This is a genomic window from Devosia sp., assembly GCF_028290435.1.
Classification (GTDB): Bacteria; Pseudomonadota; Alphaproteobacteria; order Rhizobiales; family Devosiaceae; genus Devosia.
Genome location: NZ_JAQGJV010000012.1, coordinates 1 through 24,209 on the forward strand (window position 1 = coordinate 1; position 24,209 = coordinate 24,209).

The 24,209-nt window shown below is 61.7% G+C and carries 21 protein-coding genes; 10 read left to right on the forward strand and 11 right to left on the reverse strand.

Annotated elements, in window-relative coordinates; genetic code table 11:
* The 8 genes from JWP26_RS03490 to JWP26_RS03525 form a co-directional block, all read right to left on the reverse strand.
* Positions 1 to 474, reverse strand: a 474-nt coding sequence (locus JWP26_RS03490; protein WP_299723536.1) for an EamA family transporter, incomplete at its 3' end; no start/stop codon positions are given.
* A 15-nt stretch (positions 475 to 489) separates the two neighbouring features.
* Positions 490 to 1,503, reverse strand: coding sequence for an ABC transporter ATP-binding protein (locus tag JWP26_RS03495; protein WP_299723538.1), 1,014 nt, complete (start codon positions 1,501 to 1,503; stop codon positions 490 to 492).
* On the reverse strand, positions 1,500 to 2,531 hold the full coding sequence (locus JWP26_RS03500) for an ABC transporter ATP-binding protein (RefSeq protein ID WP_299723540.1): 1,032 nt from the start codon (positions 2,529 to 2,531) through the stop codon (positions 1,500 to 1,502). The genes JWP26_RS03495 and JWP26_RS03500 overlap by 4 nt, the downstream gene beginning before the upstream one ends.
* Before the next feature lie 2 nt (positions 2,532 to 2,533).
* Positions 2,534 to 3,448: an ABC transporter permease gene (locus JWP26_RS03505; RefSeq protein ID WP_299723542.1), complete on the reverse strand. Its 915-nt coding sequence runs from the start codon at positions 3,446 to 3,448 to the stop codon at positions 2,534 to 2,536.
* Positions 3,449 to 3,450: 2 nt separating this feature from the next.
* Positions 3,451 to 4,467, reverse strand: a complete 1,017-nt coding sequence (locus tag JWP26_RS03510; protein ID WP_299723544.1) for an ABC transporter permease — start codon at positions 4,465 to 4,467, stop codon at positions 3,451 to 3,453.
* A 9-nt stretch (positions 4,468 to 4,476) separates the two neighbouring features.
* Positions 4,477 to 6,066 (reverse strand): ABC transporter substrate-binding protein, encoded by a 1,590-nt coding sequence (locus tag JWP26_RS03515; protein WP_367184060.1) that lies wholly within the window; start codon positions 6,064 to 6,066, stop codon positions 4,477 to 4,479.
* Between the two features lie 62 nt (positions 6,067 to 6,128).
* Positions 6,129 to 7,409 (reverse strand): aminotransferase class III-fold pyridoxal phosphate-dependent enzyme, encoded by a 1,281-nt coding sequence (locus JWP26_RS03520; RefSeq protein WP_299723548.1) that lies wholly within the window; start codon positions 7,407 to 7,409, stop codon positions 6,129 to 6,131.
* A 260-nt stretch (positions 7,410 to 7,669) separates the two neighbouring features.
* A complete protein-coding gene (locus JWP26_RS03525; protein WP_299723549.1) occupies positions 7,670 to 8,368 on the reverse strand; it encodes a TetR/AcrR family transcriptional regulator in 699 nt (232 codons plus the stop codon).
* A gap of 164 nt (positions 8,369 to 8,532) precedes the next feature.
* Here JWP26_RS03525 and JWP26_RS03530 point away from each other — a divergent pair, with 164 nt between their 5' ends.
* The 9 genes from JWP26_RS03530 (at position 8,533) to JWP26_RS03570 (ending at position 19,038) form a co-directional block, all read left to right on the forward strand.
* Positions 8,533 to 9,822: an amidohydrolase family protein gene (locus tag JWP26_RS03530; protein ID WP_299723551.1), complete on the forward strand. Its 1,290-nt coding sequence runs from the start codon at positions 8,533 to 8,535 to the stop codon at positions 9,820 to 9,822.
* A 106-nt stretch (positions 9,823 to 9,928) separates the two neighbouring features.
* Positions 9,929 to 10,897, forward strand: a complete 969-nt coding sequence (locus JWP26_RS03535) for a BMP family protein (protein WP_299723553.1) — start codon at positions 9,929 to 9,931, stop codon at positions 10,895 to 10,897.
* A 46-nt stretch (positions 10,898 to 10,943) separates the two neighbouring features.
* Complete coding sequence (locus tag JWP26_RS03540; RefSeq protein WP_299723555.1) at positions 10,944 to 12,314, forward strand: amidase; 1,371 nt, start codon at positions 10,944 to 10,946, stop codon at positions 12,312 to 12,314.
* Positions 12,311 to 13,828 carry an ABC transporter ATP-binding protein gene (locus tag JWP26_RS03545; protein WP_299723557.1) on the forward strand — a complete coding sequence of 506 codons (1,518 nt, stop codon included), beginning with the start codon at positions 12,311 to 12,313 and terminating at the stop codon, positions 13,826 to 13,828. The genes JWP26_RS03540 and JWP26_RS03545 overlap by 4 nt, the downstream gene beginning before the upstream one ends.
* Positions 13,818 to 14,867 (forward strand): ABC transporter permease, encoded by a 1,050-nt coding sequence (locus JWP26_RS03550; RefSeq protein WP_299723559.1) that lies wholly within the window; start codon positions 13,818 to 13,820, stop codon positions 14,865 to 14,867. The genes JWP26_RS03545 and JWP26_RS03550 overlap by 11 nt, the downstream gene beginning before the upstream one ends.
* On the forward strand, positions 14,864 to 15,808 hold the full coding sequence (locus JWP26_RS03555; RefSeq protein ID WP_299723622.1) for an ABC transporter permease: 945 nt from the start codon (positions 14,864 to 14,866) through the stop codon (positions 15,806 to 15,808). Before JWP26_RS03550 ends, JWP26_RS03555 begins: the two co-directional genes overlap by 4 nt.
* A gap of 617 nt (positions 15,809 to 16,425) precedes the next feature.
* Positions 16,426 to 16,614, forward strand: coding sequence for a hypothetical protein (locus JWP26_RS03560; protein ID WP_299723561.1), 189 nt, complete (start codon positions 16,426 to 16,428; stop codon positions 16,612 to 16,614).
* 385 nt (positions 16,615 to 16,999) lie between these two features.
* On the forward strand, positions 17,000 to 17,419 hold the full coding sequence (locus JWP26_RS03565; RefSeq protein WP_299723564.1) for a thiol-disulfide oxidoreductase DCC family protein: 420 nt from the start codon (positions 17,000 to 17,002) through the stop codon (positions 17,417 to 17,419).
* Positions 17,419 to 19,038 carry an SDR family oxidoreductase gene (locus tag JWP26_RS03570; protein ID WP_299723567.1) on the forward strand — a complete coding sequence of 540 codons (1,620 nt, stop codon included), beginning with the start codon at positions 17,419 to 17,421 and terminating at the stop codon, positions 19,036 to 19,038. Before JWP26_RS03565 ends, JWP26_RS03570 begins: the two co-directional genes overlap by 1 nt.
* A gap of 167 nt (positions 19,039 to 19,205) precedes the next feature.
* On the opposite strand, the gene JWP26_RS03575 is transcribed toward JWP26_RS03570, so the two are convergent.
* From JWP26_RS03575 to JWP26_RS03585, 3 genes are all read right to left on the reverse strand, one after another.
* The gene (locus JWP26_RS03575; protein ID WP_299723570.1) at positions 19,206 to 19,550 is read right to left on the reverse strand and encodes a hypothetical protein; all 345 of its coding nucleotides are present in this window, start codon (positions 19,548 to 19,550) and stop codon (positions 19,206 to 19,208) included.
* A gap of 365 nt (positions 19,551 to 19,915) precedes the next feature.
* A complete protein-coding gene (locus JWP26_RS03580; RefSeq protein ID WP_299723572.1) occupies positions 19,916 to 20,347 on the reverse strand; it encodes a hypothetical protein in 432 nt (143 codons plus the stop codon).
* Positions 20,348 to 20,993: 646 nt separating this feature from the next.
* Positions 20,994 to 21,455, reverse strand: a complete 462-nt coding sequence (locus tag JWP26_RS03585; protein WP_299723575.1) for a GNAT family N-acetyltransferase — start codon at positions 21,453 to 21,455, stop codon at positions 20,994 to 20,996.
* Positions 21,456 to 22,760: 1,305 nt separating this feature from the next.
* Between JWP26_RS03585 and JWP26_RS03590 the strand changes: the two genes are divergently transcribed.
* Entirely contained in the window at positions 22,761 to 24,131 is a 1,371-nt protein-coding gene (locus JWP26_RS03590; RefSeq protein WP_299723578.1) for an ABC transporter substrate-binding protein, read from the forward strand.
* The last annotated feature ends 78 nt before the right edge of the window (positions 24,132 to 24,209 follow it).

A 24,209-nucleotide genomic window follows, 5' to 3' on the forward strand; every position in this document is an offset into this window, starting at 1 on the left:
GGAGCCGAGCGCCAAGGATGCCGCCGACGCGAAGGCAAAGATAAGCCCGAACGTGATCGACTGGCCCGACGGCTCCCACATCACGATCATGACGCCGGTGAACGCGAGCGCTATGCCGGCCGAACGCCGCCAGCCGACCTGTTCTCCCAGTATGAGGACCGACAGGATGGCGGTCAGCGGGATCGAGAGCTGCAGCACGATTGAAACGCTGGTGGTGGACGCGGCATTGAGCGCCAGAAACATCAGCCCGAAGTGAAAAGCGCCCATCAGCGCGCCGATGACGATCACCGGCAGCAGCGGCTTGGGCAATGGCCGGAGCAGCGGCGACAGGATCACGGCCACCATGGCAAAGCGGGCTGCGGCGTAAAAGATCGGGGCGATGGCGTACATCGAGAACAGAGCCCGGCTCACCACCAGGTTGGCAGCCCAAATCAGGCAGACGCCGGCGAAGATCAGAAAATCACGAAAGCGCATGAGGGACCGGTGGTTCTAGTTGACCGCCGCCGTCTCGGCGGTTGGGAAGTGGCAGGCAACGCGCTGGCCGGGACCGATCTCGCGCAGCGCGGGAACTTTGCTGGCGCAGATATCCTGGGCCTTAGCACAGCGGGTACGGAAGTGGCAGCCGCTGGGCGGGTTCAGCGGGCTGGGCAGATCGCCCGACAGCACGATGCGGGTTCGCTTGCGCTCGGCGATCGGATCGGGCAGCGGCACCGCCGAGAGCAGGGCCAGCGTATAGGGGTGCTGTGGTGACTTGAACAATTGCCGAGCCGGGGCGATCTCGACGATCCGGCCCAGATACATCACCCCGATCAGATGCGAGATATGGCGCACCACGCCGAGATCGTGCGCGATGAACAGGTAGGCGATCCCCAGACGCTGCTGCAATGATTTGAGCAGATTGAGCACGCCAGCCTGGATCGACACGTCGAGGGCCGAGACGGGCTCATCCAGCACGATCACCTTGGGCTCGAGCGCGATGGCCCGGGCAATGCCGATGCGCTGGCGCTGCCCGCCGGACAGTTCATGCGGCCAGCGTTCGGCCACGTCCTGGGGCAGTTGTACCAGCTCGATCAATTCGCGCACCCGGGCATTGGCCTGCGGGCCGGGCAACTTGGCGAGGCGCAGCGATTCCAGCAGGATATCGCGAATCCGCAGGCGCGGGTGCAGCGAGGCCAGCGGGTCCTGGAACACCATCTGAATGTCGCGGCGCAGGAGCCGCATCTCGGGCTTTGATGCCGTGACCAGATCGCGGCCGTCAAGCTTAACTTGGCCTTCGGTCGGCGTGATCAATTGCATGATGCAGCGGCCAAGCGTCGATTTTCCGCAGCCGGACTCGCCAACCAGGCCAAAGGTTTCGCCGCGGTTGATCGAGAACGACACGCCTGAAACGGCCCGCACGATATCCGCCTGACCGCCAAACAGCACGCCGTTGCGGATCGGGAAATCCTTGACCACGCCATCCACCTGCAGGATCGGCGCGCCGATGGGGACGATTGCGTTCATAGCGGCGCTCCCACGAGTTCGCTGGGCGCCGCGAGTGGTGGCAGCGACGCGGCGAAGTGGCAAGCGCTTGCCGTGGCCAAGGCGGGCCTGAGTTCGGGATCGACCTCGGCACAGATCTGTTGCGCGTTGACGCAGCGGGGATGAAAGGCGCAGCCGCCTGGTCGAGCCCAGATCGATGGCGGCGTGCCTTCGATCGGCGTCAAATCCTCACCGTCATCCTCGACGCGCGGCATCGCGCGCAATAGCCCCCGGGTATAGGGATGCCGGGTGCGATAGAACACGTCCTCGACGGCGCCGCGCTCAACGATGCGGCCGCCATACATGACCGCAATCTCGTCGGCCGAGCCGGCCACCACGCCGAGATCATGGGTGATCAGCACCAGGCCAATGCCTAGTTCCTCGCGCAGGCGTTGCAACAGGTCGAGTATCTGAGCCTGCACCGTCACATCCAGGGCCGTTGTCGGCTCGTCCGCGATCAGCAGGTCCGGACTGTTGGCGATCGCCATGGCGATCATGGCGCGCTGCCGCATGCCGCCGGAAAATTCGTAGGGGTACTGGCTGACCCGGCGCTTGGGCTGCGGAATTGCCACGGAATCGAGCAGATGCTCCGCCCGCTCCAGCCCCTCGCGCTTGCTGACCGTCCTGTCGTGCAGTCGGATGGCTTCGGCGATCTGGTCGCCAATAGTGAGCACCGGGTTGAATGCGCTCAGCGGGTCCTGGAAGATCACGCCGATCTGCTTGCCACGGATGTGGCGCATCTCATCGGCTGCCATGCCGACCAGTTCGCGACCGCGGAATTTGGCGCTGCCAGTCACCTTCGAGCCGCCGGGCAGGAGTTGGAGTAGAGCCATCATGGTCACCGACTTGCCGGAGCCTGACTCGCCGACAATGCCCAGCACCTTGCCAGGCTGCAGCGTCAGGTCGACGCCGCGGACGGCTTCGGCATAGCCGTTGGGTCCGCGAAAGCTGGCCCGCAGGCCGGCGATTTCCAGAAGCGGCGGCGGCGCCAGATGCATATCGTGCTGCATGCTCAGCGCTCCTTCGTGTCAAGCAGGTCGCGCAGGCCATCGCCGAGGAAGCTGCAGGCCAGCACGACGCTGAGAATGGCCATGCCCGGACCGAAGGCTATCCACCAATTGTAGAATTTGCTGGCGCCCTCGGAGATCATGCTGCCCCATTCAGGACTCGGCGGCGTTGCGCCCAGGCCGATAAAGCTCAGCGAGGCCGCGAGAAGAACCACTGCACCAAAATCCATAGTGGCGTTGACTAGCGTCGGGGTCCAGCACAGCGGCATGATGTGCTTGGTCAGGACGCGGAAGGATCCCGCGCCGCCCGCGACGGCAGCCTCGACATGCTCGCGCTCGCGCACCTCGAGCACCTGGGCCCGCATCAGGCGGGCATAGATCGGCCACCAGACGATCACCATGGCGATCGAGGCATTGACCAAGCCGGGTCCCAACGCCGCCGAAACCGTCATTGCCAGCAGGATCGGCGGGAATGACACCGTCACGTCGACAGCCCGCATCACCAATCCGTCGATCCAGCCGCCGACATAGCCGGCGATGGCGCCCAGCAGCGAGCCGATCGCCACCGCGGCGGCGACCACGGCAATGGCAATCGGCACCGAAAATCTGGCGCCATAGAGGGTGCGCGACAGCACGTCCCGCGCCAGGGCGTCGGTGCCCAGCCAATGGGCCGCGCTGGGCTCCTGCAACCGCTTGCCGGCCAACGCCAGCGGATCGGGCAGGCCCCAGAACTGCACCGTGGCGGCGCAGATGATCCAGAACAGGATCACCACACCGCCGATGAGCGCGGTCGGCGGCAACTTACGCAGTAGACGCCACGCGACAGTGCCCCGCGACGGACGCCGGTGCTGTTCCGGCGCGGCGAAAACCGGTCTAACCAGGATCGTGGCGGCAGGCTCCCGGTCGATCAAATCAGCCATCGCTATCCCTCCAGCTTTACGCGTGGATTAGCGAAGGCATAGGTGACGTCGGTCACCAGATTGGCCAGCAGGAACGCCATGGCGCCGACCAGCGTGACCCCGACGATCGCTGGATAATCGAGCGAGCGCGCCGCCGAGACGGCATATGAGCCGATGCCGGGCCAGGAGAAGATCGTTTCGGTCAGCACGGCCCCGGTGATCAGATAGGCAAAGGTAAAGCCCAGAATGGTCAGCGACGGGATCAGGGCATTGCGCAAGGCATGGTGCAGGATCACCACGCTTTCGGGCGCACCCTTGGCCCGAGCGGTGCGGATATAGTCCATGTTGAGAGCTTCGAGCAGGCTGGACCGGATCAGCCGCGTGACGATCCCTGTCACCGACCAGCCGAGCACGAAGGCGGGCAGGATAAGGTGGCCGAGCGCCTCGAGGAACAATGGCATATTGCCGGCCAGCAGTGAGTCGACGGTGAACAGCCCGGTAATGCCGGGGGGTGGCTCCGTGCGTGCATCAAGCCGTCCTGGTCCCGAAACCCAGCCCAGCTTGACCGAAAAGATGAACAGCAGGATCAGCCCCGACCAGAACACCGGCAGCGAGGAGCCGATCAGCGCAAAAATCCGGGCCGCGCTGTCGGCGAAAGTGTTCTTGAATCGCGCTGCGATAATGCCCAGGCCGATACCCGAAGTACAGCCGAAGATCATTGCGGCGATCACCAGTTCGAGCGTCGCCGGGAGACGGCCGGCGATGTCGGTGCTGACAGGACGGCGCGTCGAAAAGGACGTGCCGAGATCCCCCTGCACCAGCCGGCCCATATAGATCAGGTAACGCTCGGGCAGGGAGCGGTCGAGGCCCCACTGGGCCTTGACCGTGGCAACCACCTGCTCGTTGCTCATCATGCGTTCCGGGATCAGGGCGGAAAGCGGATCGCCCTTGGTTACCTGCGACAACAGGAAGACGACGCTGGCTATCCCCAACAGCAGGAGCGGCATGGCCACCATTCGGCGAAGGAGATAGCGCAGCATGGGTCTATCCTACTTGCGGGTGATCTCGTTGATCGGCAGGTTGCAGCAGGCACTGTATCGGACACCGGCAAGATCGCTTTTATAGGCGAGCACCAGATTGGGGCTGACCAGCGGGATGATGATCTTGTCCTTGATCATCTCTAGCCCGATCTGGTTGTAGAACGCCGCGCTGGCCTCGCCGGTCGATGCCAGGGCCTTCGCATAGAGATTGGCTTCGGCTGGATTGACCACCGTTTCTGGCGTCTTGCCGCCGGCGCGTCCGGCCCAGGGCGTGCCCGCGGTCATGGCGAAATAGGCGACATACTGGCCGCTGCCGTAATAGTCGGGGGCATAGTAGACGGCGGTGACCGGGATGCCGTCACCGGTCAGCTGGTCGCGCCAGACCGGGTAGGTCTGCGGCTGGAGGTCGATGGTGACGCCGATGGCGGCCCAATCCTGCTGCACCTTCTGCATCATCAGGTTGAGATCGACGCCGTAGACGTTGTCATTGGGATAGACGGCGCTGAGCGTGAAACCATCGGGATGGCCGGCGGCAGCGAGCAATTCCTTGGCCTTTGCGATGTCCTGTTTCGGCTCCGGCAAGCCGGCCGTACCGGGGAAGCCGTTGGGGATCGGCGAGGATTGCTTGACGCCATTGCCGCCGACCGTGAAATCGAGCATGCCGTCATAGTCGATGGCCAAGGCCAGCGCCTCGCGGACTTCGGGTGTGAGGACGCCCTCGGCCGTGGCCGCGCCGGGACTGAAGGCGACGTAGACGAAGTTGAACGAGGGCACGACTTCGGTGGTTACGTCCGTCGTGGACATGGATGCCGCGGTGTCCGGATCGATCTGCATGGCGATGTCGACGGCGCCTGATTCAAGCGCCTGCGCCTGGCTCACCGCATCCTGGACTTGGGTGATGACCACCGTGGAGAACGGCGACTTGGTGCCGTAATACGCTTCGTTCCGCGCAAACCGCAATTCGCTCTCGGGCGTGTAGCCAGCCAGCGTAAACGGGCCGCTGCCGGCCGAGTTTTCGAGGAACCAGTTCTCCGAGGTATCGGCAGTCGCCGCGCTCGCATCGGCCACGGCGCCGTGTTCGATGGCCACGTCCGAATTGATGATCGCCGCATAGGTCGCCGAGATCTTGTTGACAAATTCGGAGTCGGGCCCAGTGACCGTCACCTTGACGGTCTTGGCATCAACGGCCTCGACCGAAGTCATCCCGTCCAGCAGGAACGAGGGCGAGCCCTTGAGGTTGAGCAGGCGCTCGAAGCTCCACTTGACGTCCTTGGCCTCGACCGGCGAGCCATCGGCAAACACGGCCTTTGGATTGAGGTGAAAGGTGAATTCGGTGGTTTCCGGATTGATGTCCCAGCTGGCTGCAAGGCTAGGCACCAGCGACTGGTTGTCCGGCGCCAGCGTCACCAGCGTTTCATAGGTCGAGCTAAGGTAAATCTGGCAGGTGTCGCAGAACGCGCGCGCCGGATCGAGCGAGTTGACGTCCATTGAGCGGGCGATCACCAGGGTGTCGCTATCCTGCGCGAAAACCATCGGCGTGAACGCTGCGAAAGCCAATGCGCTGGCGGTGAGGAGGGCAGGGACGTGACGGCGGGACATGCGGGCAGTGAGACGCTGCTGGAACATTGCGGGAGGTCCTTGGGTCGGGAAAGAGTTCAACTTCAACTGGCCAGCAGGCGCTTGAGCACGCCGAGCTTGGCCTGGGGTTCGAGCGTTGCCCGGTTCGCCTTGATGTCTTCAAAGGCTGCGCCGGTGGCCTCCAGCGTCCTCGCGACATCCGCTTCCGTCATCGCCGCGTTCATGAACATGTTGTGGTAGGGGCTGAGATAAGCGCCATGCTTCATCGCGGTCTGGCACCAGCGATAGCCGAAGCGCCAATCGGGATCCTCGTCGAACAGGATCTGCGGCATCTGCACCGGGCCGGTCTGGCGGATCGAAAAGCCGAAGTCCTTGGCCTGCGCATCGAGCGAGGTGCGCAGCAAGGTGCCGATCTTGACCAGGTTTTCGAGATAATCGGTCTCGCGCACCAGCTTGAGCGTGGCGAGGGCAGCTGCCATCGGCACCGCCGAATACCAGAACGATCCGGTCACGAACATCGACTCGACAGCCTTGCGCGCCTTGTTGGCGCCCAATACCGCGGAGATGGGCTGGCCATTGCCGATCACCTTGCCGAAGCAGGCGATATCGGGGTCGACATCGACGGTTTCCCAAGAGCAGCCGCGGGTCAGCCGGAAACCGGCGCGAACATCATCCACGATCAGCAGCGCATCGATATCGTCGCACAGCTTGCGCACGCCGCGCGCATATTCGGGATCGATCTGGGATTGGTCCGAGAAGGTCTCGTGCTTGAACGGCGTGGCGAAAATGCCGGCGACATCGTCACCTGCGAATTTTGCCGCCTTGGTCAGGCTTTCGAGATCGTTGTATTCGAAATAGACGATATGGGCGCGATCCTCCGGCACGATGCCGGACATGGACGGCGTGTTCCACGGCGCCGAGCCGTGATATGAACCACGCGCCACCAGGATCTTTTTCTTGCCGCGATAGGCCCGGGCCGCGACCATGGCGATCGAAGTCGCGTCGCTGCCGTTCTTGCAGAACATCGCCCAATCGGCGTGTCGCACCATGGAGACCATGGTTTCGGCCAGTTCGACCATGCCCGGACCGGGGCCGGTCATGGTATCGCCGAGCGCCAATTGATCGGCGATGGCCGCCTGCACCTCGGGACGGGCATAGCCCATCAGGTTGGGACCATAGGCGCACATGTAGTCGATATATTCGTTGCCATCGACATCCCACAGGCGGGTGCCTGATGCCTTCGCGAAAAACTGGGGGAAGTCGTCGGGCATGATCGCCACCGACTCATGGCCATACATGCCGTTGGGGATGACCTGATAGGCCCGCTCCTGCAGTGCCTTGTTGCGCGTATTGGTCCAGACCATGGATTTTCTCCCCGCTTTGGCGGCGCCCGCATGCGCCTTTCCCTAAGGTCAGGTTAAGGAGAGAAAATTCGGTCTTCAAGCCAGCATTGATGCGAAACTAGTCATCTACGAAAAATGCACAGCAGATATGCAACATGATCGGATGGCCATCGCTGCAGTGCGATAATCCGGCATTTCGACGGTCCTGCCGGCAGAGCCAACTGAGCCTGCAGCCATCTTGCGGCGATGAGCCGCTCAACGGATATCGAGATAATGATAGATTATTTGATTATCTTTTTGCTCGTCAATTTTGTCCGCGAGAGCTGCTCGGGAAGAAAACAGCGCAGATAGGCGATAGCCGCCCGTGAGCTTTCCACCACATAGGCATCGGTAATGCTGCCATGCTCGGCGTAGGAGATGGCCCAGATGCCATCCATGATGCCGATGGATATCGCCAGCCAGTGTTCCAGGTTTTGCAGGCTGCCACACTCGAAGCGCTGGCGCATATCTTCCGCGCGACGCTCTGCCAAGGCAGCGTTGCCGCGCAAATCCAGGTGCCGAACCTCCACGCTCACGCCGGCACCCATGAACAGGCGCAGTGCCGCCGGGTGGCGGTTGAGATACCTGGCGCCATTGCGCTGGCGGATGCGGATCAATTCCTGCCAGTCGGCGGGTTCAGGATCGAGCGGTTGGCTGGACAGCTTGGCCAGGTCGCGATGATAGCGCCCCGCCAATGCCACCAGCACGGCGTTCCGATTGGGAAAGAAATGATAGACCGAGGGCAGGGGCACACCCGCCTCCTCGGCAATGGTGGCTAGGCTGATATCCTCGTTGCGCGTATAGGCCAGCAAATGCTCGGTCGCATCGAGCAGAACTTCGACGCGCTTGATGCCCCGCGCTCGGAGCGGTCGTCGGAGCACCGTCCTGCGCTCGATTTCTTCCGGGCTGACCGACGCTTTACTACCAGGAATGGTCGCCATTGTTGCCACAAACAGGATGCCTCACCAGTTGGACTGTGTGCTATCCACCCCAGTCGATCAAGTGCGTTCGATCGCGCTTGAGGGCGTCGCTCATGCCCCGCGTTGGGTTGCTGAGGCGACCACGATCCGGCACAAGTGATTGGAGTTGCTGAAAGGTGCCGCTAATGTTCGATCTCGTCGTTCGCAATGCTAATTTGCCAGATGGGCGCGAGGGCGTTGATATTGCGGTCCAGAGTGGACGCATCGTGGCAGTCGAAAGCGCGATTGCTGGCGCCGCCCAAACCGAGATCGACGCAACCGGGCGCCTGGTGACGCCGCCCTTCGTCGATCCGCATTTTCATATGGATGCAACGCTGTCGCTTGGGCTGCCACGCATGAACACCTCGGGCACATTGCTCGAGGGCATAGCCTTGTGGGGCGAGTTGCGGCCAACGCTGACCAAGGACGCGTTGATCGAGCGCGCGCTGCGCTACTGCGATCTCGCCGTTTCGCAGGGCCTGCTGGCGGTCCGCAGCCATATCGACACCAGCGATCCGCGTCTGGTGACCGCCGAGGCGCTGCTGGAAGTGCGCGACATGGTAGCGCCCTATCTGACGCTGCAACTCGTGGCGTTTCCGCAGGATGGCTACTATCGCGCACCGGATGGGGTGGCGTCACTGTCTCGGGCGCTGGACATGGGGCTCGACGTCGTCGGCGGCATTCCCCATTTCGAGCGCACCATGGCCGATGGAACTGCCTCTGTTGAAGCGCTGTGCCGAATTGCGGCCGATCGCGGTCTGCCGGTGGATATCCATTGCGACGAGACCGACGATCCGATGTCGCGCCATGTGGAGACTCTGGCGGCCCAGACGGTCCGGTTCGGCCTGCACGGACGGGTCGTCGGCTCGCACCTGACCTCGATGCACTCCATGGACAATTACTACGTGTCCAAGCTGATCCCGATGATGGTCGAGGCCGGGCTTCACGCCGTGGCCAATCCGCTGATCAACATCATGCTGCAAGGCCGGCACGACACCTATCCCAAGCGGCGCGGCATGACGCGGGTGCCCGAGCTGCTGGCTGCCGGCATCAATGTCGGGTTCGGCCACGACTGTGTAATGGACCCCTGGTATTCGATGGGGTCGGCGGACATGCTCGAGGTGGGCCATATGGCGATCCACGTCGCGCAGATGGCGTCGATTACCGACAAGCGGAAGGTGTTTGAAATCCTGACTTACGGCAATGCGCGGGTTATGGGGCTGGAAGGCTATGGCATCGAAGCCGGATGCCACGCCGACCTCGTCATTTTGCAAGCGCGCGACGCCGTCGAAGCTCTGCGGCTCAAGGCCAACCGGCTCACCGTCATCCGCCGGGGCAAGGTGATCGCCGAAACCCCGGCGCGGCTGACGGCGCTTACCCTCGCGGGTCGTCCGGCCCAAGTCGATGCATCCGGTTACGCGCCAAGCACTAAATGATGCGGAAATGGGCATGACGCCCGCTTGACATAATTTTGGGCAGGCGATCACTGTATTCTTACCAATTGGTCAAAAATGGGGACAGGAAATGGCAAGCAGTTTCAATATGTCGAGGCGAACGGTCCTCGCCACCGGCCTCGCGCTGGGCGCAACGACACTCGTGCCAGCCGTTCGTGCGCAGACAGTCATCAAGGTTGCTGGCATTCACGCATCGCCCGTCGAAAACGCCTGGAATTCGCGGCTGCATGAAGCGATGCTCGATGCGGCCAAGGAAGGCCTGATCGAATATGTGTTCTCTGAAGGCGTTTCGGGCACGGATTATGCGCGCGCCATGCGCGAATATGCCGAGCAGGGCAATCAGTTGATCGTCGGCGAATCCTACGCCGTGGAAGCGGAAGCCCGTCAGGTCGCTGCTGATTATCCCGATACCGCATTCCTCATGGGTTCGAGCGGAGGGCCTTCGGGCGACAATTTCGGTACCTTCGGCACCTGGAACCATGAAGCGGCTTATCTCACCGGCATGCTGGCTGGCGCCATGACCAAGTCCAACGTCGTCGGCTCTGTCGGTGCCATTCCAATCCCCGAAGTCAACATGCTGATAAACGCCTTCAACCTGGGCGCCAAGGAAGTGAACCCCGAGGTGAAGACCCTCGTTGCGTTCATCGGGACGTTCTTCGATCCGCCGAAGGCGCGCGAAGCCGGGTTGGCTCAGATCGACTCTGGCGCCGATATCCTGTTTGGCGAACGCATCGGCACTGCCGACGCCGCCAAGGAACGCGGCATCAAGTCCGTTGGTTCGCTGATCGACTACACCCCACGCTACCCTGATACCGTCTTTGCCAACGCCATGTGGTACTTCCGCCCGCTGCTCAACGCTGCGCTGGCCGATGTCGCGGCCGGAACGCCTGTGGGCAAGAACTACACGCCGACCAGCCTGATGAAGGACGGCGGCAACGACATCGTCTATGTGCCCGACGCTGCGCCGGCCGAGGCCGTAGCGGCCATGGAGGCCAAGCGCACCGCCATCAAGGCCGGTCAATTCGAAGTGCCGATCAATATGGACGAACCAGCCTGATCGTTTCCCATAGATGCTGACGACACCGACCCGATCCGATGACGCGATGGCGCTTGCAAGCGCCGTCGCCGCCGGGCGCACGAGCGCGACCGAAGCGATGAGAGCTGCAATCGCAGCGGCCAAAGTCGACCCGTTCGGCGCCATGGCGCTGCTCGATGCCGAACTTGGTTTGGCGTCGGCAGCCGCCTACGACCATGCACCTGATCCGACCCTGCCATTCCTGGGCGTGCCCACACTGGCCAAGGATTTGGGCGGCCCGTTTGCCGGCATTCCCATGCGGGCGGGGTCGCGCACCCTGGCCGACGATGTCACCGCCGACTCCGACCTCGCCCGGCGCTTCCGCGCCAGCGGTCTCTGCCTCTTCGGCAGCACCACCGCCCCCGAATTCGGGCTGGCGCTCAGCAGCGAACCCGCTATGGGCCCGATATGCCGCAACCCACTCGATCCGACCCGCACGGCGGGCGGCTCCTCAGGCGGCGCCGCTGCGGCTGTGGCATCCGGCATCGTCGCCATCGCCCATGCCACCGATGCGGGTGGCTCGATCCGCGTCCCCGCGGCCTGTTGCGGCCTGGTCGGGCTCAAGCCATCGCGGGGGGGCATGCCCGCAGGGCCCGGCTTCGGCAATTACCTGGGCGGCATCGCCACCGAACTGGCAGTCTGCCGCTCCGTCCGCGACACCGCGGCGGCGTTCGCGGCGTTTTCCGGCTCAGCGCGCGGCCCTTTCCCGAACCCCGAAATGCTCGGCGCCGATACTAGCTCTTTGCGCATCGGCATGCTCACCGATTTCGGCGGCCGCTATGCAATCGACCCCGCCCGGCAGGCGGCCATCGAAGCGGCCGGCCGGTCGCTGGAGTGCGATGGACACCAACTGATCCCGCTGGCGTGGGCCGAGTTCGACGCCATGGTCACAACCTCGGCCCAGGTTTTTGAAACGATCGTTTCGGTCAATCTGGCCGCGCTGTTTGAAGCGTTCTCGCTCGACAAATCTGCCGCCGAACCCCTTACCCAGGCCGTCATCGAAAATGGGCGGGCGATGGGCGCCATGGCGGTATGGAAACAACTAGACCAAAGCGTCCTGGTCAGCCACGCCCTCTGGAAAATGTTTGACCGTGTCGATGTGGTCCTGACGCCAATGCTGGCTGGCCCGCCGCCACTGCTCGGACATTTCCCAAATGACCACGGCGACACCACTGCCCATTTCGACCGCATGACGGCGATGGCGCCCCTGGCGGCGCTTGCCAACATCGCGGGTTGTCCGGCGATCACCCTGCCGTTCGGCAGCGACGCCGCCGGTCTGCCGGTTCCGGTACAATTGCTTGCACCAATGGGCGGTGACCTTCGCCTTTTGATGCTTGCTGCTCGCCTGGAATCCGAGCAACGCTGGACCCACCGCTTTCCTGTCGCAGGCCTGCCATGACCGCTCATCCAGTGTTGCGCCTCTCCGGCATCACCAAGCGGTTCGGCACCACGCTGGCCAATGACGCGATCTCGATCGACTTGGCGCCCGGCGAAGTGCTGGCCCTGCTCGGGGAGAATGGCGCTGGCAAAACCACGCTGATGAGCATCCTGTTCGGCCACTACACGCCCGACGCCGGTACTGTCGAAGTTGCCGGCGCTCAACTGCCGCCAGGCAAGCCGCGCGCCGCGATCCGGGCCGGCGTCGGCATGGTGCACCAGCATTTTTCGCTCGCGGCGAACCTGACCGTGCTCGACAATGTCATGACCGGCACCGAGAGTCTCTGGCAGCTCAAATCCTCGACCAGTAAAGCGCGTCGTGAGCTGCTGTCGATTGCCGAGCGCTTTGGGCTCAAGGTCAACCCAGACACCCGCGTCGGCGATCTATCGGTGGGCGAGCAGCAGCGCGTCGAAATCCTCAAGGCGCTCTACAACGACGCCAAAATCCTGATCCTCGACGAGCCAACCGCCGTCTTGACCAATATCGAGGCCGAGACACTGTTCGCCACGCTTCGCGTGATGGCACAAAATGGACTGTCGCTGATTTTCATTTCCCACAAGCTCAACGAAGTGATGGCCGCTGCCGATCGCGTCGTGGTGCTGCGCGGCGGCAAGGTCGTGGCTGAGCGTCTCGCCGCTGCCACCAGCAGGGCCGAACTCGCTGAACTGATGGTCGGACGCCGGGTTGCCCGACCGGTCCGGGAGGCAGCCACATCCGGCCCCATTCTCCTTGAGGCGATCAACCTCGATGTGGGGCGGCGCCTCTCAGGCATCAATTTTGCCGTTCGCGCCGGCGAGACACTGGGCATCATCGGCGTCTCCGGCAACGGACAAACCGCGCTAGGACATCTGGTCTCGGGGCTCGTGCAGCATAGTGGCGGCGAATTGCGCCTGTTCGATCACGCGGTGAATCAAACCAGCGTGCGCGCCCTGATCGAAGCCGGCATTGGCCGGATACCCGAAGACCGCAATGCCGAAGGCGCCATCGGAGAAATGGCGATCTGGGAGAATGCCGTCCTCGAACGCATCTGGGAATTTTCGCGGCATGGTTTGGTCGATCGGCGCGCCGCCCGCCAGTTCGCCGCCCAGATCATCGAGGGGTTCGACGTGCGTGGCGGCACGCCCGATAGCCGCACGCGTCTGCTATCGGGCGGCAACATGCAAAAGCTAATCCTGGGCCGCAACCTGCAAAGCCGGCCACGCATTCTGATCGCTGCCCAGCCGACGCGCGGGCTGGATGAGGGCGCCATCGCTGCCGTGCATACCCGTATTCTCGAGGCCCGCCGCGCTGGAACGGGCGTGCTGCTGATTTCCGAAGACCTCGACGAGGTGGTCAGCCTGGCGGATCGCATCCAGGCCATCGTCAAGGGTCGCCTGTCGCCGCCCGTGCCGGCCGAACAGGCCGATGCGCGTATGCTCGGCTTGATGATGGCCGGGGACTGGCCGCAAGACGGGACATTAGCCCATGCGTCTTGAACGCCGCGCCCATCGACCGCTGGTGCTCGTGCTGCTGGCGCCTGTCATCGCCATTGTCACCGCCCTCGCCATTTCCGGCGTGCTGATCGCCATCGCGGGCGCCCCGGTGCTCGAAGCCTATCGGCTGATCATCACCGGCGCCTTCGGCACAAGGCTGGGATTCACCGAAACCCTCACCCGCGCCACCCCGTTGATGCTCACCGGGCTCGCTGCCGCCGTCGCCTTTCGGGCGCGTGTCTGGAATATCGGCGCGGAAGGGCAGTTTTATCTCGGCGCCATCGCGGTGGCCGCCGTCGCTGCAACCGTGTTTTCCGGCTGGCCGCCCTATCTGCTGATCCCCTCATCCCTGATGGTCGGTGCCATCGCCGGCATGGTCACGCTGCTAGTGCCGCTCGGCTTGCGCCTGCGCTTCGGCGTCGATGAGGTGGTCACCAGCCTGTTGATCAATTTTGTCGTCGTCCTGTTCGTCTCGATGATGATCGAGGGCCCGCTCAAGGACCCGCTGGCCTTCGGCTGGCCCCAATCGATCCCGGTCGGCGCCGACGCCATGCTGCCCAAGCTGATTGATCGCACGCGGCTGCATATCGGGTTGCTCATCGCCATCGTCGTTGCGGTGCTGGTCTATTTCCTGCAATCGCGCACCGTGTTCGGCATGCAGTCGCGCGCCGCCGGCCTGAGTCCCACGGCCGCGACCTTCGCCGGCGTGCCGCTGGCGAAAACCCTCATCAAGGTCGCGTGCCTGTCCGGCGGGCTTGCGGGATTGGCAGGGGCTATCGAGGTCACGGGCGTCAAGGGCTACGTCACCACCGATTTGTCGCCGGGTTACGGCTATTCGGGCATCATCGTCGCCATGCTGGCCAATCTGCACCCGATCGGCGTCATCGCCGCGGCCCTGTTCACCGCCGCCATGTTTGTCGGCGCCGACAGCATGGGCCGCGCGCTCGGCATTCCGAGCTATATTGCCGACGTCACCGTTTCGCTCTCGCTACTGACCATGCTGGTCTCGATCTTCTTCACCCAATACCGGATCCGACGCTGATGGAATTGCTGGAGATATTTGCTTCCGCCGGCATCTGGGGCGCCGTGCTCCGCATCGCCACGCCCCTGATCTTCGGCACGCTCGGCGCGCTGGTCTGCGAGCGGGCAGGGGTCCTCAACCTGGGCATCGAAGGCATCATGACCTTTGGCGCCATGATCGGCTGGCTGACCGTGTTCAGCGGCGGCGACCTTTGGGTTGGTCTCCTTGCCGCCGCCGCCTTCGGCGCCCTGTTCGGCCTGCTCCATGCCGGCATGACCGTGACATTGGGGCTCTCCCAGCACGTGACGGGCCTGGGCATTACCCTCTTTGCCTCGAGTTTGAGCTACTTCATCTTCCGGCTCGTAGTGCCCCTGGCATCCTCGCCCCCCACGATCGAGCCGTTCCAGCCGCTGGTCATTCCCGTTCTGAGCACGCTGCCTTTCTTCGGCGATGCACTGTTCAACCAGACCGCGCCCACCTATCTCGCCATCCTCCTGGCCGCCATCCTCGCCTATGTGCTGTTCCGCACCCCGCTCGGCCTTGCGGTGCGCATGACCGGCGAGAACCCCCACGGTGCCGAAGCCCAGGGCGTCAATCCGATCGCCATTCGCATCGGCGCCGTCATGGTCGGTAGCGCCCTGATGGCCATCGGCGGCGCATTCCTCACCCTCTCGGCCTTCAACAGCTTCTTCCCCACCATGGTGCAGGGGCGCGGCTGGGTGTGCATTGCGCTGGTCGTCTTCGCCTCCTGGCGCCCCGGCCGCGCGCTGCTTGGCGCCCTGCTGTTCGCCCTGTTCGATGCTTACCAGTTGCGCCTGCAGGCCGTGCTCGGCAAGGCGGTGCCCTACCAACTGTTCCTCATGGTGCCCTATGTGCTGTCGATCATAGCGCTGATCGTCATGGCCCGTCGTGCCCGTGTTCCCCAGGCCTTGATGCAACCCTATCGGCGCGGCGAGCGCTGACAGCGGCTCACCGTTGAGCAAAATCTACTGACCACATACCGCAGGCCCGTTCGTGGCCAAGGAAACGGCACCGACAGCCCCTCGTTCCCTTCGTTCGCCCCGCTCCGACCATTCGATGGGTGTCGACGACTTCCTATAAGCTGCCATTCAATCGGTCCGGCGGCGATGACCGTTTTGGGGGTGGGTAGCTGACGGCGGCCTTTGGTGGCACACTAACGATTTCGGACATGAGGGATCTCCAGCGCGACGGCTAAGCCGGCAGACGGAGCTGTGCTGGCCGCATGCGATAGTCTGCAAGAACGCACATTTCGTCGGTCTGTCGGCGGAAACTATGTGTGCGCAGGCAGCTCCTCGTCGGCCTGCTTTCAGAACCGGTGCCAGCTTCTCTTGTGCCTCGAGCTTCAGGGAAGCCTTCAACAGGCGCACGCTTTCGGCCAGCAATTCCACGGACGTCTTCTCGACCGCGGGCTCTGGCTCGGGCGGCTGGGGTGTCTGTGGACGGATATCGTCGCGTTTCCAGAAACTCATTGGACGGGATCGGCACGATCGGCTTTGGGTCACGGGCCCCGATCAGGACCATGGCGAACAACCGGTCGATGGCTAGGAGGCAAAAGCCCATGGATATCCAATTCATAGAGGACGACACCGAGAATTGGCTTCCCGGATGGTCCTCACAAGATTTGACGCAGTTTTTCCTAACGCCCGATCGCAAGATCATGAAAAAGCAATTTCTTGGCCGCGTGACATACCATTTGCCGGAAACACACGAGGCGGTCACTTTTAGTGATCTCGGCGCTGCCTACTAAGCGGCATACGGACGGCCGTTGCCTGAATAACCGTCGGCCTAGCAGCGTATGGGCTAGCCGGCAGAGCGATCACAGCCAACTTGGTCCGCTGGGCTACAGCGGGATGTCGGAAGACCGGAGGCGAGTGACTGTTTTCGGGATTTCGGAGCTCGACAGCTAACGACCGAAATGGGGTCAGTTATTCACGGCCGCTACAGGCTGGAAAGCGGTCTGCCTGCTTTTGGCATCCTGAGATTATTGCGCAGGTATCCAGCTTGGCTCCCCAGCGATATACAATCACGATTGGCCTCGTGAGAGTTACAAATATTCCGGGATTGCTAGCGATGGCCGGTTGTACCCAGTAGGGTGCGATCATAAGTCTCGTGGCATTTCATAGGAAATTGGCGTGGCAGACCTGACATCAACTGCACAACGCGGTCCGATCATCGTCTTTGATGCCATGTGCGTACTGTGCTCGGCCAACGCGCAGTTCGTTCTAAAGCACGATCGGCAACAGCGTTTCCTGCTTGCCTCCATGCAAGGCGGAGTGGGCGCCGGGCTCTATCGCAAATTTGGCATCGATCCATCCAATCCCGATACGCTGGTGGTGGTCGACGGCGAAGCGGTCCTGCGCGACAGCGACGCGGTCCTGGCAATCTATGACGGCCTCGGCTGGCCTTGGCGTGCGGTGAAAATCCTAAGGGCTGTACCACGCGCTCTGCGGGACCCAGCCTATCGTTTTGTTGCCAAGAACCGCTATCGAATCTTTGGCAAACGCCAAGAATGTTGGCTGCCCAGCGCCGAATTTGCAAAGCGCGTCCTCTAATGCGCATTCTCGTCTTGGGCGGCTATGGGGGGTTCGGCGCACGCCTGTCGCGCCGGCTGGCGACCGATGGCTGGCAGGTCCTGGTGGCTGGGAGGAGCAAGACCGCCGCAGCAGCGCTGGCCGCGCAATTGCCCGGAGCGTCAGCGCTCGTTGTCGATCGCATGGGCGATCTAGAGATTATTCTGCGGCAAGAGCGACCCTTCCTTCTCATCGATGCGGCAGGGCCATTCCAGGGCGATGATGGGCGCGTGGTTCGCGCCTGCATTGCCGAGCGCGTGCATTATATCGATCTGGCCGATGCGCGGGACTTCGTGGGAGCAATTGGCGCTTTCGACGCTGCAGCCCGCGCGGCCGGAATAGTGGTGATTTCTGGCGGGTCGAGCGTGCCAGCGCTGTCCGGAGCTGTGGTGGAAGAGCTTGCAGCCGGCATGGACGCCGTACATTGCGTCGACATGTCGATTAGCGCCTCCAATCGAGCGACCGCCGGCGCTTCCGTCGCCCGCGCAATACTAAGCTATGTGGGGCGCCCGATCGAGTTATGGCGTGGGCGACGCTGGGTACAAGCATTCGGCTGGCAGATGGTGCGGCGCGAAACCTATGCCGTGGATGGAGAGGCACAAATCCGGCGTCTCGTTGCCCTAGCCGATGTGCCCGACCATTCGATCCTGCCTGAAATTTTGCCAGGAAAACCCTCCACCACGTTTCGGGCCGGCCCCGAATTTGGCTTTCAGCTTCTTGCGCTCTGGGTGTTGAGCTGGCTTGTCCGCTGGGGCGGGTTATCGTCGCTATCGGGTCTTGATCGCTGGTTGCTGGGCCTGCAGGGACTGACCAGCGCGCTGGGCAGCGACCGATCCGCCGTGAAGATCGTCGTCAAGGGGGTGGTGGGCGAAGCACTGCACACCCGCAGTTGGACGCTGATCGCAAACGGCGGCGATGGTCCCGAAATCCCAACCCTGCCGGCACAAATCCTCGCGCGGGAGCTGCGCGAGGGGCGACTCTTGCCAGGTGCGCGCCATGCCGGCCGCCTTATCGCCCTGCCAGCCTTTCGCGAGCAGTTTGCCAAGCTGGCGATCCGCGAACAGGCTGTCAGCATGCGATACCAACCGCTTTATCAGCGGGTGATGGGTGAGCGTTTTTTCGACTTGCCCGCGCCAGTGCGGCAGATGCATTCGATCATCGGCGACGGCGGCGCAGCCGGTACTGGCACCGTAACGCGCGGGACCTCGCACATGGCCCATGTCACCGCCATCATTATGGGATTTCCACCGTCGGGTGAGCATTCGGTCCATGTCGCATTTGCCGAAAACAATGGCATCGAGACTTGGACGCGAAGCTTCTCTGGACACCATTTTCAGAGCCGGCTGAGCTTGGCCAAGGGTCTGCTCATCGAGCGCTTTGGTCCGATGCGCTTCTCATTCGATCTGCTGTCGACGCCAGCGGGGCTCCAAATGGTCATGCGGCAATGGTCGATTTTTCACGTCCCGATGCCTCTGGCGCTGGCCCCGCGCAGCGAGGCGCGGGAATGGGCAGAAGGCGAGGACTTTCTGTTCGACGTGCCAATCCGCCTCCCCTTGGTCGGCATGATCGTTCACTACCACGGCCGTCTGCGCCGTCTTTAGCGTCATCGCTCGTCAGTAAAGAATAGGCAAGACTACGATTAGATGGGGCGGTTTCCCGCCTGTCTGCTGAAGGGCACCTCTGCGTGAAAAGCAGACATAGGCGAATTGGCGCCTATAGAGCCGAAAGTGGTCGCGAGCCTAATGCGATTTGGGCGAACCCGGAGAGGTTACTGGCGCATACTGCGGAAACTTACCACCGGGGATATGACGTCATATTTGCGATACTCTTCGCCGGGTACGGCAAATCCGTGGCCGTCGAACGAAACTTGAATATAAGAAAAATAGCCTCCAGTCTGTCGTTCAAACTGCCCCTCGGTTCCATCATCACACGTGGCCAACCCGGTGTCGTAAATTGAATTCCAGTCCTTATCAGGTTTCCGCTCACACTTGACGGGCAGGTGTCCTGGTCGGACATAAACAAAGCGGGTATTGCTTGCAAACTTCAGGGACGAACCGTCTCCAGAAACGAGCGAGCTTGGCATTCTAGCGCAGCCAGCGATCAGCAACGCCAACAATAATCCGGACAAGGTAAATCTCAAAGACTTCTCCGATCCACTGTTGGTTTTATGCCGGAATGAAATCTAGTTCAGAACTAGCCGCCAGTCACTAGGAAGCGTTGGCCTGCGCCGACGCCTTTTCCAGCAGCTCCGCGATGGCCATGGCGACCGTGCGACCGCCTCCCCTAGGCTTACCGGAGACGACCTGCATCTGCGGGAGAATCCAAGTCAACGTCCGCTTACGGGCAGATGAAAATTTGAGCTAAATGGTGGAAATGGATCGTGAAAGAAAGCGCCCATACTTCAGTGAAAGGATGGATGCAAGTGATATTGCAGACTATCCGCACTTGAATACCTAAGGGCCGACACCTTCTGTATATTTACGGCGGGCAATTTCTCAATTCTGAACCGGAACGAATTAATTTCCCCTTGAAGAAAATACTAGCTTTAAGTGACCAACCGAGCTCAAATATCCGCCCCCAACCAGGCCTTGCGCAAATTAAGCGCGCAATGGAGGTCAATGCATGTGGAATAGCGTCCGGAGGCAGGTCCATCATCGACTGTGTGACGACTACGGCCATAGAGTATCGCTTCAGGTTACAGTCAATTTCGACCTCCATCGACTGGATTAGTCGACCGAAACCAAGGGAACCTGCAGCATTTGTGCGCTCTTGATCATCAGTTAGCGTTTTGCAGATGTACTCTTGTACATTTGGATCCGTCCAAGCCGTGAGGGGAAAATCCTGGCCCAATGTTGGTATGGTCAGCGTGAGAAAGGTTGTTAGCGCTCCGATGATTTTTGCATAGGACATACGTAAACCTCAGCGCATTGATGCGGGCTTGTTATACTGCCAATAGCTTCCGGGCAACTTATCGGGAAGCAGACCGGTGCTCCTGGCCCGGCGGAAAAAAGCGCCTCGCTTTAATACAGGTATGGTTCCGTCAGGTAGTCGCACTTCGGGCATCTGTATTCAAATGTCGAAACAATCTGCCCAAGCGATATTACCATGCCGACGAAGGTGGGCCATGGCGCTTCTTTCCGTTGGGAAAGAACCCCCCCGTGTTCCGGGCAAATTTCTATTTTCCGCTTGATCCGACCCTACAGGAGACCTCAAAGATGACACTGACAGCGTCTACTCAAGAGGTCGGTGGCTAAGCAACAGCTCATTCCACAGCGACGGTGAATACGTTCTTTCATTGCCACATTTGCGTCGAATTGATCCTTTGACTATGGCTGCTTTTGTCGGCTCCTCTCTCACCCTAGAACGGCCAAAACGGGGTCGTCTGTTGAAGGGTAGCGGTGCGCCCAATTTCGGCCGTCTGGGTCGTCGGGACGATTTCCAAAAAAGGCCGTTCGCCCTAAGCGCTAACCACGACCAGAATGGGGTGGCTAGCTGCCTGACCGCTTTTCATTAAAAACTTTGGTGAGCAGACGTTGGTGGTTGTGCATCAAGTATCTCAATGAACTTCCAAGGTCAGCCGGGGTACTGCGGGTGCATTGGGCATATCTACGTATCGGTCATGGACAAAGCCAGTAGCGGCGTAGAAGCCGAGGGCCATTGGATTGGCCAGAACCCAGATTCTTGTTGCCCCCCACTTAGAGGCCAGCGTGACGAGGACATGAATGAGCGCCCTTCCAACACCTGTTCGCCAGTGAGCTGGATCCACGAACAGGGCAGTTATTTCTGCCTCATGGGCGCCGGAGCGTCCTAGAACCGCGAAGCCGACAATGTGCTGCCCATTCGTCGCCAGCCTTACCTGATCAGCAGTGAACCACTCGTGCCGGAAGCTCCGGGCAATGAGTTCAGGCTGGGAGGCCAAAAGACCGCGAATTGGTTCAGGATAGCCGGCGAGTGAAGCGCGGCGCTGGAGATCAACGAGCACCGGTAGGTCTTCAATCCTGCCTGCACGAATCCGCATTTCAGGATCAGGTCCGATTGGCATTTCCTCTAAATTCCGAGCCGGATGGTACCGTCAGAAAACAACCCATGCCATCCCTGCGATCAGTGGCAGGGTGGGGATGGAAAGCGTCAGTCCGCTTTTGGCAATCCGCTAGGGATACGGCCGTCACGGAACTAACTACCACCTTAGGGTGCAGGACCGTTCAATTGTATCTCCGGGTCTCGTGTCGTCGCCACAACAAGACAGAAACCGCCCCAACAGGCAGCTGCCCATACAAACCACGCGATGCCGAGCGACCAAGGCCTTTCTGATAACGATTGAACATAGACCGCGAATGCCACTGAACCGGCGGCCCAGATAGCCACAGTTAGAACCACAGTTACCCACCCTTGCCATGCCACCGGCTTCGGTACGGTTTGCCGCTTCGGGGAATCCTGCTCGGCGACCCAGGATGGTCGCCACTCTACAAGCCTGAACCAATACTGAATTTCCACGCTCGCCACCGTGTCTAATGTGCGGCCAATCCTCCCCCATAAGCGGCGAGCATAGCCAGGATTTTTGTAAGGAGTCTCCAAATGCACGTCCGGGCGAGACGTTCTGGTTGGTGACTGGCTGACCTCACCAGTGGCTAGCAGCGCGAATGCCGCCGAAGCAATTCAAGGCCTTAAGTCCAATTCCATAAGGCGTTGCCAGATTCGGCTCTTGGTGCCGACCGCTTTCGGGTTTCCGCACGCTCATGATGGACGACCGAAATGGGGTCGTTAGCTGCCAGGCAAATGAGCGCCCCATTCCGGCCGTTAGATTACCTCGGCGGAATTCAGAAAGCGGATATTGCTGTGCGACGCCAGCGGACGGCCATATTGGGGTGGCTTGCGACCTGCAGCTTGTGGAGCGGCCGTTGCGGTAAGCAGACGTTCGGCGGATGCTAAGTCGCAAAGCTGATCGTATGCCACAGATTAAGTGGTAATCACGTAGCTCGCGGCGCATGAACGGGGGCGACACCAGATGCGGACAGATTAAAGACGGACTGCGGCTGAAGTCTGATGGCAGCAGCAGAGCCAATCGAGGGCATCTGGGTATGGGCCCGAACTCCGTTTTCGACGCGCTCCCAGTACCAAGTTCAAGCCGTGGATAGTCCGTGCCAAGCAGTAGCCCGAAGCCGCTGGCATCGTCGCTGCTCGAAGTTGCGATGACACCGGGCGGGCTAGCGTGCGCGCATCGCCTTTCACCCGCGCTGCAAAGAGGTAATTCCACGATGCGGAAAACCAGTGGCAAACGCGTGGCCTGGCCCCGGCACTTGTGATCACATCAACGGCAGCGACGATGAACGGCACCGCAATGAGTGCCGGCGTCAGCGCCAGCGAGGAGATCATCGTGAGCCACATTCCACCCGGAGCCTTGAGCCGTCGTACTCTGTTGATGGGCGCTACTGCGCTGGCCGGTCTGCCACTGTTGTCCAGCCTGGCCCGCGGGCAGGACAAGATCGACATGCGGATCGCCTGGTGGGGTTCGGACGACCGGCATCAGAAGACGCTTAAGATCATCGATTTGTTCGAGGCTGAACATCCCGGCCTGACGATGGAATCTCAGTATGGTGGCCTTATCGGCTATCAGGATAAGCTTTCGACAGAATTTGCCGGCGGCAATGCGCCGGACATCATGCAGGTGTCCGATAGCCGCGAGTCGTTGATCAAGTCGGGTCGCCTGCTGGAGCTGGACGACTACATCAAGTCAGGCGAACTCAACCTGTCGGATGCCAACACGTCGGTGCTGGAAACCCTCAAGGTCGATGGCAAGCTCTATTCCATTCCGTGGGGGCTGGCCTCGGGCTGTTACTTTATCGACACCAAGGTGTTTGCCGATAGCAGGGTGGAGGAGCCTGGTCTCGACTGGAACTGGGATGGCTTTGCCGAAAAGGCCAAGGCGATCGCCGCCGCCACGCCAGATGGGGTCTATGGCGCCGCCGACATCTGGGCGCCCGCGGGCACACGCTCCTTCTACCCCTTCGAATTCTTCCTGCGCGGTCGCGGCAAGACGGCCTATACGCCGGAGGGCAAGCTCAACTTCACCGCCGATGAGCTGACCGAATGGTTCACCTTCTGGGACGAGCTGCGCAAGGCGGGCGTCGTGCCCCCCGCCGAGATCACCGCGCTCGAAACGGGCTTCGAGACCTCGCCCATCGTTACCGGGCGGGCGGCCATGTACCCGATCAACAGCTCCATTGCCTCGTCCCTGCAGGCGCTGGCTCCCAATCCGCTCAAAGTGTTGTCCTTCCCCAGCGGCGTTGGCAGCACGGCGCTGTCGGGCGACAAGTACGGCGCCTTCATCAATTCGAGCATGCAGGTGTATGTGAACGCTGCGTCCGAGCACAAGGATGTGGCGATCCAGTTCCTGAACTTTGTGACCAATAGTCCCGATGCGGCCAAAATCCACCTGATGGCGCGCGGTGTCCCGCTCTCCAGCAAGATCGCCGCGCTGGTCTCCCCGGACGTGTCGCCAATCGAGCGAAGCATGGTCGACATGATCCAGTATGTGCAGGAGCATGCCGTGCCCGAAGTCGTGTCCTGGCCGGTCCAGGGTGGGCAGATCCAGGACCTGATGCAGCGTTCGCACCAGGAGATCGCCTTCGGCCAGAGCGATATCGCGGGCACAGTCTCCAAGTTCTTCGACGAGGCAGAGTTCATCCTCGAATAAAGCTGCCGCCCGCGTGCCGAGGACTGCGATTTGCAGTTCTCGGCACGAGTGGCGCGGTCAGGTTGCAGTTGGTTTCCG